We start from the raw sequence: 11,816 nt of genomic DNA on the forward strand, positions 1-11,816 counted from the left end.
GCAGCGGTTTTCGCGGCGCGTATCAGTACTAGCCGCCGCAACCGCACTCGAGAAGTTCCCGCAGCCGGACCGCGTCCACCTTACCCGTCGGACCGCGCGGGATCTTGTCCTCGTCCTCGACGAGCACCCACCCCGAAGGCACCTTGAAGCTGCTGAGCACCTCGCGGGCGGCCCGGTGCAGCCGGTCGGCGGTGATCGACGCATCGCACACCACCGCGGCCGCGACGCGATCACCTTCGGGGCCGGGCAGATTCGTCACAAACGCCGCGCGCACCCCGTCGAGGCTTCGCAGCGCCTCCTCGACCTCCGACGGGTAGACGGTCGCGCCGCGCACCTTGAACATGTCGTCGGCGCGGCCGTGCGAGAACAGGAACCCGTCGGCGTTCAAACGGCCGAGATCACCTGTGCGGTAGTAGCCGTCGGCGGTGAAGACGTCCTCGCGAGCGCGCCCGCAGATGCCCTGCATGACGGTGCGGCCGCGGATCTCGATCATCCCGATCGAGTCCGCAGGCAGCGCGGTGCCGGTGTCAGGGTCGGTGATGCGCACCTGCACCCCGTCGAACGGTCGGCCGCAGCTTCCCCATGCGGTGGCGGGCATATCGGTGTCGGCGCGGTAGCCGCAGTACGGGCCGAACGACTCGGTCATCCCGAACAGGTTCGCCCGGGCGCCGGGGGTGGACCGCAGATCGCGGGGGAGCAGGGCTTCCAGGCTGCCGGGGCGCAGCTCGAGCTGTACGCCGGAGCCGGGCAGGTGCCGGGCCAGCGCCACCGCCTGGTCGGGCCAGCCCCGGAACAGCGTCACCCGCTCGTCGGCCAGCAGCCGCAGCGTCGACGCGGGTTGGGGGACAGCCTCGGTGATCAGGGTCGCGCCGGCCACCAGCGCCGAGAGCAGCCCGCCGCCGAACCCGCCGACCCAGAACAACGGCATCGGCAGGTACAGGCGGGTCTGGGCGTCGATGCAGCGCTCGGCCAGGCCGGCACGGACGGCACCGATCGCGTTGCCGTGCGAATGCCGGACACCCTTGGGCGGGCCGCTGCTTCCCGAGGTGAACAGGATGGCCATCGGGTCGGCAGGTCTGACGCCGCGGGCCATCGCGTCCGCCACCGCTGCCGGGCCGGGCGGGAGCGCGTTTGTCTGGTCGGGTGTCCACACCGCACGCAGCGCGGGAAGATCCGCGGACAAGCGGTCGAGGTAGCGGTGCCCGCGGAACTCTTCGACCGCGATCAGGTACTGCACCGACGCGGTACGCAGCTGCGCATCGAGCTCGCGCGGGGTCAGCAGCGTGCTCAGCGGGACGAGCACCGCGCCGATGCGCATCAACGCCAGTGCGGTGCGCGCCCACCGCACACCGTTGGGCATCAGCAGTCCGACCCTGGTGCCCTTGCCGATGCCGACCGCGATGAGGGCGGCGCCGAGTTCTTCGGTGGCCGAGTCGAGTTCACCGTAGGTGATGCGCTCGCCGGGATCGATCACCGCATCCTCGGCGTGATGGGCGGCAGCGTGCTCGCGCAGCAGCGCGTCGATCGTGTCAGTCATCGAACAGCCCTCGCAGCGCGGCAAGATCGAGCTTGCCGCTGGACATGGTCGGGACGTCGGTGGGGCGAACCGTCACCACGCGGCGAGGAATCTTGTAGGACGACAGGGTGTCCCGCAGCGCGGAAGCGACGGTGCTCTGATCGAATACCGTGCCGCCGTCGGTCGCGATGACGGCCGCGACGATCTGTCCGCGCTCGGGATCGGGGAGGCCGACGACGTGTACCGCCACGTTCGGGTCGACGGTCGCCAACGCGGCGGTGAGCGCCTTCTCGACCTCGGCGGGCGCGACGTTGGCGCCGGCGGTCTTGATCATCGAACCCGCCCGGCCGGCGAAGTAGAACACCCCGTCGCCGTCGCGGCGCACCAGGTCGCCGGTGTGGAACCAGCCGTCGGCGTCGAAGCAGTCCTCCCGGGGGCGGCCGTGATAGCCCTGCATCAGATGTGGTCCGCGCAGCAGCAGTTCCCCGACCGCGCCGTCGACATCGCGCCCGGTCTCGGGGTCGACGATCCGGGCGTCGAAGCCGGGTGCCAGGAAGCCGTAGGAGCCGCGCCGGGATTCGGGCTGATCGGTGTCGTCGCCGGACAGCAGCACGACGCCGCCCGCCTCGGTCATGCCGAGCATGTTGTGCCGCAGCTCCGGATCGGCGGGCCGGGCGCCGGGGGCCATGATCGGGTACAGGTTGCCGCGCCGCATCGAGGACAGATCGCGGGTGGGAAAGCTGGGGTGACGGGTCAGGTGCGCGACGGCGGCCACGAATCCGTTGGTGACCGTGGGCTTCTCGGCTTCGAGCAGGTCGAGGGTCTGCCCGGCGTCGGTCGCGTTCGAGCAGATCAGCGTCGCGCCGGCGACGAGGGTGGCCAGGAGCCCGAACGCGAACCCGCCGATCCAGTAGAACGGCGAATTGCAGAACAGCCTGTCGTCCTCGGTGAGCCCACGGATCTCGTTGAGGTTGCGCTGGTGTGCCAACAACGACGCGTGCGTATGCACGACACCCTTCGGGTCGCTGGTCGAGCCCGAGGTGTAGATGATCGCGAGGACGTCGGATCCGTCGACGTCGTCTTCCAGGGCTTTCACGTCTCCGGCTGCGGGTGCGGGATCGACCACAAGGTCGAACACGATGCGGCGCAACACCGGAACCTCGGTGGACCACAGCGGTCCGTCCGGCACCGGTGCACCGACCGCGTCGCCGAGGGCCGCGACATAGTCGTGGGTGCGGTAGGTCCGGGCCGCGAGCAGCACGCCGACGTCGCTGTCGGCCAACTGTCTACGTAGCTCCGCGGCGGTGCTGAACGTCGAGAACGGTACGACCACCGCGCCGATGCGGGCCGCGGCGAGCATCGCGACGACGAACTGCGCCCCGTTCGGATACAGCAACCCGACGTGGCTGCCCTTGCCGACCCCGAGGGTGACCAGGTGTGCGGCCAGCGCCGCGGACCGGGAATCCGCGTCGGCGTAGGTGAGCCGCTCGTCGTCACAGATCAGCAGCGGCTTGTCGGCGTACCGGCGTTGCGCGCGCAGCACCTCGGCGACGGTGACCGGCGCGGTGCTCATCGTTGCGCGAAGTGTGACCGCACGGCGGTGAGGTCAGGCTTGCCCGACGGGGTGCGGGGGATCGCGTCGGTGAGCACCAGTGTTGTCGGGATCTCATACCGCGCCAGCCGGGTCTGCAGGTAGTCTATCAGCTCCTGCGGCGTCGCGGAATCGCCGGGGCGCAGTTCGACCAGCGCCGCCGGGGTCTCGCCGAGGCGCGGATCCGGCACCCCGACCACGGCCGCGCCGGCCACGGCGGCATGGGATTCCAGCGCCGACTTCACGTCGTCGGGCATCACCTTGAACCCGCCGCGGATGATCGCCTGGTCGGCGCGTCCGAGGATCCACAGGAACCCGTCCTCGTCGATGCGTGCGAGGTCGGTGGTCTGCATCCATTGGCCGGTTTCGGCGAGTTGGGCGGGGATCACCTCCAGCAGGCCGGCCTGGCCGGGTGGAACGGGTTCGCGGTGGTCGTCGACCACCCGCAGCCGGGCTCCGGGGTTGGCCCGCCCTACGCTGCCGCGCTTCTGGTGCCAGAACTGCTGGTGGTCGGCCAGCGTCCAGCTCGCCACACCGCCGCCGAATTCGGTGGCCGCGTATGAGGTGAGCACCGGGATGCCGAACTTCTCGGTGAACGCGTCGGCGTCATCGGCGGACAGCGGCGCGGTGCCGGACGTGACCACCTTGATGCCGGTCAGGTCTTCGCGGGTCAGGTCGGAGTGCAGCACCATGCGCAGTGCCGCGGGCACCAGGGACACCGCGCTCGGCCGGTGCTCGCGCACTGCGTCGGACCACCGCCCGAGATCGAACTTCGGCAGCAGCACGAACGGGCGGGCCTCGGCCAGGCACAACAGGATTCGGAACACTCCGCCGACGTGCACCAGCGGGGAGTTCACGATGGCCACGCCGCGCCGGAGCTCGGTGGGTGGCGGCGACGAGGCGGGGTCGCGGCCCATCACGCTGCGGGCCAGCATCTCGTAGGTCAGGTCGACCCGCTTCGGCGGGCCGGTGGTTCCGCTGGTCAGCATCCGCACCGCGACCCCGGGCCGGTCGTCGCAGGCGGCGGCGGTGCCGACGCTCACGCGCGGTGCGTCATCGAGGCCGCCGAGTGCCACCGTGGTCGCCGAGGTCTGCGGCGCCAGCGCCGCCAGATCCGCGGAGGTTCCGATCAGGATCGGCACCTGCAAGGCCGCGATGTCGGCGCGGGTGCGTTCGTCGCCGCGGGCCGGGTTGATCACCACCACGGTGCCGCCGCCCGCGAGCACACCGAGCAGTGCGGCGACGTGGACGGGCGTGTTGCGCAACATCATTCCGGCGGAGGCGGTGCCGACCTGGTCGCGGATCCGGTGGGCCAGCGTGCCGATCTGTCCCCAGCTGCTCCACTGCCCGTCGAACTGAATCGCCCGCGCCGACGGGTCCAGCGCCAGCACGTCGGTGATCCGCCGCGACAGCGGGTGCATCACCGGATCCTCGGCGCCGACTTCGGCACGGGGCGTTCGGCGAGTTCGTCGGTCGCGATGGGGTTCCCCAGCCGGGTGTAGATCAGCCCCTGGTCCATCGCGGCGCGGTAGGGCTTGTCGAGGGATTCCCAGATCGCCTTGACCGTGCCCTGGGTGGCGGTCGGCGGTTTGTTCGCGATCGTCCCGGCGATCTCGTGCGCGCGGTCCCACAGCGTGCTCTCGGGGACCACCTCGGTGACCAGGCCGATGCGCAGCGCGGTCTGGGCACCGACGCGTTCGTCGTTGCCCATCAACGCCATCCGCAGGGTGTCGCCGAGGCCGACCCGGCGCATCAGGCCGATGGGTTCGAGCGCGCTGACCAGACCGGCGCTGACGTGGGAGTCGAAGAACGTCGCCCCTTCGGAGCAGATCACGACGTCGGACTCGTTGACGAAGTACAGCGCACCCGCGGTGCACATGCCCTGGACCGCGCACACCACCGGCTTCCACATCTTCTGCCACTTCGGGCTCAGCAGCTCACCGGGATCCTCGTGGTTCCACACGATATCGGGTTGGCCGTAGCGAGATTTCACGTCCAGGCCGGCCGAGAAAGCCCGCTCGCCGGCGGCCCGTAGCACGACGGCATTGATGCCCTCGTCATCCTTGACGGTGTGCCAGGCGTCGCGCATCTCATGGCACATCGTGCGATTGAACGAGTTCAGTGACTCGGGCCGATTCAGGGTGATGGTCGCGACCCGGACGTCGTGGTCGAGGTCGAGCAGGATGGTCTCGAATGCGGTCATCGACATCCTCAGCGGCACTGCCAGTTCGGTGCGCGCTTCTCGATGAACGCCCGCGGGCCCTCCTGCGCGTCCTCGGTGCGCACCACGCGTTCGCGGAACGTCTCGGCCAGGATCTCGCCTTCGAGCAGCGGCAGGTCCAGCGTCTTCTGGATCGCGAGCCGGGTGCCGCGCACCGCCAGCGGCGCGTTCGAGTTCACCATGTCGGCGATCTCGTGAGCACGTTCCATCAGCTTCTCGTGCGGCACCACTTCGGTCACCATGCCGAGTTCGTAGGCTCGCTCGGCGCTCATCCGTTCGTGTTTGCCCGCCAACGCCATCCGCAGCGCGACCGTGCGGGGCAGCACCCGGGCGAGCCGGACCATCTCGCGCGCGGCGACCAATCCGATGCTGACATGCGGGTCGAAAAACGTCGCCTTGTCGGAGGCGATCACGATGTCCCCGGTGGTGACCCAGTCCAGCCCGGCGCCGCAGCAGATGCCGTTGATCGCCGCGAGCACGGGTTTGGCCATCCGCCGGAACGGGGGAGTGCCCTCCTGGGGCGCCTCCCACTGGTCGTAGGTGGACAGGTAGGGGCGTTCGTAGATCACCTTGCCGTCGTCGGGAATCTCCTTGACGTCGGCCCCCGTGCAGAACGCCCGGCCGGTGCCGGTGACGATCATCAGCCAGATGTCGTCGTCGTTCTCGGCCTCGTCGTAGGCGGCCCGCAGCTCGTCGATCATGTGCGGGGACAGCGCGTTGAGCGCGTCCGGCCGATTCAGCGTGATCGTCGCCGTGTGGCCGTCGACGTCATAGCCGATGGTGTCGTAACGGTGGGAACTCACGTGCCTTCTTTCGTCTATCTGCCGTGGAAGTCCGGTGCCCGGCGGGCGCGGAACGCCGCCAGGCCTTCCTTGAAATCAGCGGTGCGGCAGGCCAGTTCCAGATCGGCGAGCTCGTGGGCCATCGACTGCGGCAGCGTGGCGGTCAGCCCGAAGTTCACGGCCTGCTTGGCCAGCCCGATCGCCACGGTCGGTCCCGCGGCCAGCCTGCGCGCGAGATCGTCGGCCGCGGCGGTGATCTCGTCGGTTGCGACGGCCTGGTGGATCAGCCCCCAGTCGGCGGCCTCGGTCCCGCTGACCTTCTCACCGAGCAGCAGCATGCGTTTGGCCCGCGCCACCCCGGCGAGCCGCGGGAGCAGCCAGGTCGCGCCCGAGTCGGGGCTGAAGCCGCGGTCGATGAACGGCTCCCACAGGTTGGCGTCCGCCGCCGCGACGGTGAAGTCGGCGGCCAGCGCGAGGTTGCAGCCCAACCCGACGGCCCAGCCCTGCACGGCGCACACCACCGGGAGGTGGATGGTGGTGATCAGTTCGACGAGCCGGTTGGCCTGATGTGGGACGCGGCGGATCAGATTTCCCGGGCGGGGTTTGCGGTCACCGCTGTTGGTGGCGACCCAGTCGGCGCCCGAGCAGAAGTCGCGTCCCGCGCCGGTGAGCAGCACCGCGCGCAGCGAGTCGTCGGAGGCGGCCCGGGTCAGCGCCTCGACCAGGTCGTCGATCATGCTGTGGCTCAACGAGTTCCGTCGATACGGGCGGTCCAGGACGATGCGCAGCACGGAGTCGTCTGTGGTCAGCCGCACCGCGCCTGCGTCCGCGTCATCGCGCACAGGACACCGTCCTCCCGGGCCGGCAGAGGGCTATACAGATAGCCATACAGTTGGTACTACGATTACTATCCTGTACAAGTTAGCAAGGAAAGGCCGTCGACGGAACACGTGTCGTCTCAATCGCCGCCACCGCGTATACGCCAGCCCCGGGTCGCCGACCTCGTGGCGTCTCGGCTGCGCGAGGACATCCTGACCGGGCGACTCAAAGAGGGCGACGTACTACCGTCGCAGGAGGCGCTGTTCGCCGAGTTCGGGGTCAGCCCACCCGCGGTGCGCGAGGCGATCCACATCCTGGAGTCCGACGGCCTGATCTCGGTGCGGCGCGGCAACGTCGGAGGCGCGGTGGTGCATCTGCCGTCGGCCGAACGCACCGCGCAGATGATCGGCATGGTGCTGCAGACGCGCGCGGCGACCCCGGGAGACGTCAGCGAGGCACTGCTGCATCTGGAGCCGATCTGCGCGGGGATGTGCGCGGCCCGCGAGGACCGCGCAACCGAGGTACTTCCGTACCTGCGGGGGGCGATCGACGCGCAGGCCGAGCAGTTCGACACCCCGTCGCGGTACGTCCCGAACGCCCGCCGGTTCCACGAGGCCATCGTCTCCCGCTGCGGCAACGAGCCGATGATCCTGCTGATCGGTTCGCTCGAGGTGATCTGGTCGGCGCACGAATCCGCGGTCTGGAGCGACGAATTCCACCCCGAGGACCCGATGAGGCCTACGACGATGCGCGCGGCCCTGCGTGACCACCACCGACTGCTCGAGGCGATCGCCGACGGGAACTCGGCCAAGGCCGTGCGACTTGCCCAGGATCACCTGGCGGCCGCTCGCCGCAACACACTCGCCGCCGGGTCGGACAAAACCATTGACGCCAAACTGATCTCGACCTGAAAGGCTCACCCATGACCACCACCGCCGACGACCGCGTGTTGTTCGAGGTCGACCGCGACAAGCGCATTGCCACCATCACGCTGAACAACCCCAAGCAGCGCAACTCCTATGACGCGTCGATGCGCAACCTGATGGGCCGCTACCTCGACGAGGTCGCCGAGGATGACGACATCACCGTGGTGCTTCTGCGTGGCGCCGAAGGAGTGTTCAGCACCGGGGCCGATATGAACAACGCCTACGGGTGGTACGGAGAGGGTGAAAAGCCCGCCGCGAAGTCCCGGCCCAGTCAGCGGCGGCGGTTGACGGTGGACCGCAAATCGTTCGGCTTCTACCACAACCTGATGGGCTTCCCGAAGGTCACGGTCGGCGAGATCAGCGGGTACGCGCTCGGCGGCGGGTTCGAGATGGCGCTGATGACCGACATCTCGGTGATCGCCCGCGACACCCGCATCGGCATGCCCGCCACCCGGTTCCTGGGTCCCGCGCTGGGCAGCCTGCACATGTTCTTCCACCGGCTGGGTCCGGTGCAGGCCCGCCGGCTGCTGCTCACCGGCGACATCATCCCCGCCGGCGACGTCGAGCACCTCGGCGTGTTCACCGAGACCTGCGAGCCGGGGAAGGTCACCGCGCGCGCCCGGTATTGGGCCGAGAAGGCGGCCAAGATGCCCGCCGACGGCGTGGTGATCGCCAAGGAGGCGTTCCGGCTCGTCGAGCAGAGCCAGGCGTACCAGGGCGAGGAGGTGGCGAGCTATCTGTTCCATGCGTACGGCACGAACCTGCAGTTCGCCGACGGCGAGTTCAACTTCGTGAAGACCCGCGCCCAGCACGGCACCAAGGAGGCGTTCCGGCTGCGTGACGAGCATTTCTTCGTGCCGGAGCCGGAGTGACTCGGGTCACTTGCGGTCGGCGCTACATTATCTGTTAGTTTTGTAACGTTCGTCTGTCGAGAAACCGAGGTCGAGAGCATGCCTACACCCGTCATCGTCGGTGCTGCCAGGACGGCCATCGGCCGCTCGTTCAAGGGCACACTGGTCAACACCCCGCCCGAGACGCTGATCACCACGGTGCTGCCCGAGGTCGTCCGCCGCTCCGGCGTCGACCCTGCCGACATCGACGACATCATTTTCGCCGAATCCCATTACGGCGGCGGCGATCTCGCGCGCTATGCCGCCGATGCCGCGGGCCTGCAGCATGTTCCCGGACAGTCGGTGAACCGGCACTGCGCGGGCAGCCTGACCGCAATCGGCAATGCCGCGGCGCAGATCGGCTCCGGGATGGAGCGCGTGCTGATCGCCGGCGGCGTGCAGTCGCTGTCGATGACGCCGCTGACCAACTGGCGCATCCCCGGTCCCGAGCTGAAGTTCGAGGAGCGCTGGATGCCGCCCACCCACGTCGAGACGCCCGACGCCCCGACCAAGGACATGTCCATCACCGTCGGCTGGAACACTGCGCAGGCCGCGGGCATCACCCGCGAGGACATGGACGCCTGGGCCGCCCGTTCCCACCAGCGCGCCGTGGCCGCCCAGGACGCCGGCAAGTTCCTCGACGAGATCGTGCCGCTGAAGGTCGAGCAGTTCGACGGTTCGGTGATCGACTTCAGCGTCGACGAGCACCCGCGCCGCGACACCACCGTCGAGAAGCTCGCCGGCCTGAAGGTGTTGCACCCCGAGATCGAGGGCTTCTCGATCACCGCGGGCAACAGCAGCGGCACCAACGACGCGGCGGCCGGTGTGGCGCTGGTGGAGGCCGACTACGCCGCGGCGAACAACCTCACCGTGATGGCCAAGGTCCGGGCCTGGGGCGCGGTCGGCGTCGCCCCGCGCGACACCGGGCTCGGTGGTGTCAAGGTCATCGGCCGGGTGCTCGACAAGGCCGGCCTCAAGCCGTCCGATGTGACGCTGTGGGAGATCAACGAGGCGTTCGCGTCCGTGCCGATCGCCGCGGTGCGCGAGTACGGCATCGACGAGGAGTTGGTGAACTTCTCCGGTAGCGGCTGCAGCCTCGGCCACCCGATCGCGGCGTCCGGCGCCCGGATGGTCACCACCCTGATCTACGAACTGCAGCGTCGTGGCGGCGGCATCGGTGTCGCCGCGATGTGCGCGGGTGGCGGTCAGGGCGGCGGCGTCGTCATCGAGGTCTAGTCACCACCCATCGCCGAAATTGCGTTCCAGCAGGGATCTACTCGAACTTCTGCTGCTGGAACGCAATTTCGGCGGGGACTAACGCTTACGCGCAGGGGCCTTGCGGGCCGGCTTCTTGTTCTGCTCGATCAGCCGGGCGGCGTTCTCCAGGATGCAGTCCAGCCCGAACTCGAAGTTGCGGTCGTCGGACGCGCTCAGGTGATGACCCTGCTGCGTCACCGCCGCCAGCAGCGGGGCGGTCTCGGGGTCGAACGCCATCGTGTCGTCGATGTCGCCGTGGCCGTCCTCACCGGCGAGGTTCTTCTCGCGCAGTCGCTGCAGCACCACCGATCCGCGGACGTGCACCGACATCGCCGAGTAGGTGTCGAACGCGTCCTCGGGGGACAGCCCCGCCTCGACGAGGCTGCTGATCGCCTTCTCGACCTCCTTGACGCCGACCTTGGCCGCGCGCGGGCTCAGCGCGGAGCGGATCAGGATCAGGTCGCACAGGATCGGATTGCCGTTGAACGTGTTTCGCATCGTCCGCGCGTGGTTGGCCAGCGTTTCGCGCCAGTCCTTGGCCTCCACGTACGGGGTCGCGAACGCGTACTGGCGCAACGCCCGATCGGTCATCGCGTTGAGCAGATCGTCCTTCTTGCGGAAGTACCAGTAAATACTCGTGACGCCGACGCCGAGATGCTTGCCCAGCAGCGGCATGCTCAGGTTGTCGATGCCGACCTGTTCGGCGAGTTCGAACGCGCCCTTGATGATGTCATCGGGGTTGATGGAACCGCGTTCGCGGCGTTGACGCTTCTCCGCGGTCGCCTGCTTTGCCACTGGAGGCACCTCCATCATCTCGACGGTGTCCACGGAGCCCGCCGAGACGGAATCGTGGTCGTGAATGTATCGGCGGCGCATACTCTGAACTGCGTCTTTGCATCGTTGCCGGAGTATCGCCGTGAGCGCGACCTTACCGTCTGGGCTGCGGTGGGCCGTCGCCACGGTTGTTTCACCCTTTTACTGTAAGTCCTATAGTAAGCTTTTCCACCGTTGGTCGGCGATATCCCACACGAAAGGTGAAGGGCGACAAGTGTCTGACGAGGTTCTGGTAGAGCGCCGAGACCGGGTGCTGATCATCACCATCAACCGTCCCGAGGCGCGCAACGCCTTCAACCTCGCCGTGGCCCAGGGGCTGGCCGACGCGATGGATCAGCTCGACGACACCCCCGAGTTGTCGGTGGGCATCATCACCGGCGCGGGCGGCAACTTCTGCGCCGGAATGGACCTCAAGGCGTTCATGGCCGGCGAGGTCCCGGCCATCGAGGGTCGCGGCATCGGCTTCACCGAACGCCCGCCTCGCAAGCCGCTGATCGCTGCGGTCGAGGGGTACGCGCTGGCAGGCGGCACCGAGATCGTGCTGGCCACCGACCTGATCGTGGCCGCCAAGAACGCGAAGTTCGGTATCCCCGAGGTCAAGCGCGGGCTGGTCGCCGCCGGCGGTGGACTGCTGCGGCTGCAGAAGCGCATCCCGTACCAGAAGGCCCTCGAGCTCGCGCTGACCGGCGACAGCTTCACCGCCGAGGAGGCCTCGGCGTGGGGCTTCGTCAACGTGCTCACCGAGCCGGGCGGCGCGCTCGACGGCGCGCTGGCCCTCGCCGAACGCATCACGGCCAACGGCCCGCTGGCCGTCGCGGCGACCAAGGAGGTCATCGCGAAATCGGCGGACTGGACCGAGGCCGAGATGTGGAAGAAGCAGGGCGAGATCGTGTTCCCGGTGTTCTCGTCCAAGGACGCGATGGAGGGCGCGACAGCCTTCGCCGAGAAGCGCAAGCCGAACTGGACGGGATCCTGACCCG

The 11,816-nt window shown here is 68.8% G+C and carries 11 protein-coding genes; 4 read left to right on the forward strand and 7 right to left on the reverse strand.

The genetic code is table 11. The annotated features are described in order from the left end of the window. Positions 1-28: 28 nt before the first annotated feature. Genes BST38_RS01270 through BST38_RS01295 form a run of 6 tightly spaced genes read right to left on the reverse strand, consistent with a single transcriptional unit; the run spans position 29 to position 6,952 of the window. Positions 29-1,537, reverse strand: coding sequence for a class I adenylate-forming enzyme family protein (locus BST38_RS01270; RefSeq protein WP_083141419.1), 1,509 nt, complete (start codon positions 1,535-1,537; stop codon positions 29-31). Beyond that, entirely contained in the window at positions 1,530-3,089 is a 1,560-nt protein-coding gene (locus tag BST38_RS01275; RefSeq protein ID WP_083141420.1) for a class I adenylate-forming enzyme family protein, read from the reverse strand. The genes BST38_RS01270 and BST38_RS01275 overlap by 8 nt, the downstream gene beginning before the upstream one ends. Next, the gene (locus BST38_RS01280) at positions 3,086-4,528 is read right to left on the reverse strand and encodes a class I adenylate-forming enzyme family protein (RefSeq protein WP_083141670.1); all 1,443 of its coding nucleotides are present in this window, start codon (positions 4,526-4,528) and stop codon (positions 3,086-3,088) included. Before BST38_RS01280 ends, BST38_RS01275 begins: the two co-directional genes overlap by 4 nt. Further along, positions 4,528-5,310 carry an enoyl-CoA hydratase/isomerase family protein gene (locus BST38_RS01285; RefSeq protein WP_083141669.1) on the reverse strand — a complete coding sequence of 261 codons (783 nt, stop codon included), beginning with the start codon at positions 5,308-5,310 and terminating at the stop codon, positions 4,528-4,530. Before BST38_RS01285 ends, BST38_RS01280 begins: the two co-directional genes overlap by 1 nt. Positions 5,311-5,318: 8 nt before the next feature. Further along, positions 5,319-6,131 (reverse strand): enoyl-CoA hydratase/isomerase family protein, encoded by an 813-nt coding sequence (locus tag BST38_RS01290; protein ID WP_083141421.1) that lies wholly within the window; start codon positions 6,129-6,131, stop codon positions 5,319-5,321. A gap of 14 nt (positions 6,132-6,145) precedes the next feature. Beyond that, positions 6,146-6,952, reverse strand: a complete 807-nt coding sequence (locus BST38_RS01295; RefSeq protein WP_083141422.1) for an enoyl-CoA hydratase/isomerase family protein — start codon at positions 6,950-6,952, stop codon at positions 6,146-6,148. 162 nt (positions 6,953-7,114) lie between these two features. Here BST38_RS01295 and BST38_RS01300 point away from each other — a divergent pair, with 162 nt between their 5' ends. From BST38_RS01300 to BST38_RS01310, 3 genes are all read left to right on the forward strand, one after another. Then, entirely contained in the window at positions 7,115-7,840 is a 726-nt protein-coding gene (locus BST38_RS01300; protein WP_181792018.1) for a FadR/GntR family transcriptional regulator, read from the forward strand. Between the two features lie 11 nt (positions 7,841-7,851). Beyond that, positions 7,852-8,727 (forward strand): enoyl-CoA hydratase/isomerase family protein, encoded by an 876-nt coding sequence (locus BST38_RS01305; protein ID WP_083141423.1) that lies wholly within the window; start codon positions 7,852-7,854, stop codon positions 8,725-8,727. A 78-nt stretch (positions 8,728-8,805) separates the two neighbouring features. Beyond that, entirely contained in the window at positions 8,806-9,981 is a 1,176-nt protein-coding gene (locus BST38_RS01310; protein ID WP_083141424.1) for a thiolase family protein, read from the forward strand. 78 nt (positions 9,982-10,059) lie between these two features. On the opposite strand, the gene BST38_RS01315 is transcribed toward BST38_RS01310, so the two are convergent. After that, complete coding sequence (locus BST38_RS01315) at positions 10,060-10,797, reverse strand: TetR/AcrR family transcriptional regulator (protein WP_083141672.1); 738 nt, start codon at positions 10,795-10,797, stop codon at positions 10,060-10,062. A 253-nt stretch (positions 10,798-11,050) separates the two neighbouring features. Between BST38_RS01315 and BST38_RS01320 the strand changes: the two genes are divergently transcribed. Then, on the forward strand, positions 11,051-11,812 hold the full coding sequence (locus BST38_RS01320) for a crotonase/enoyl-CoA hydratase family protein (protein WP_083141425.1): 762 nt from the start codon (positions 11,051-11,053) through the stop codon (positions 11,810-11,812). Positions 11,813-11,816: the final 4 nt, after the last annotated feature.

Origin of the sequence: Mycolicibacterium parafortuitum (assembly GCF_002086815.1) — a bacterium.
Lineage (GTDB): Bacteria > Actinomycetota > Actinomycetes > Mycobacteriales > Mycobacteriaceae > Mycobacterium > Mycobacterium parafortuitum.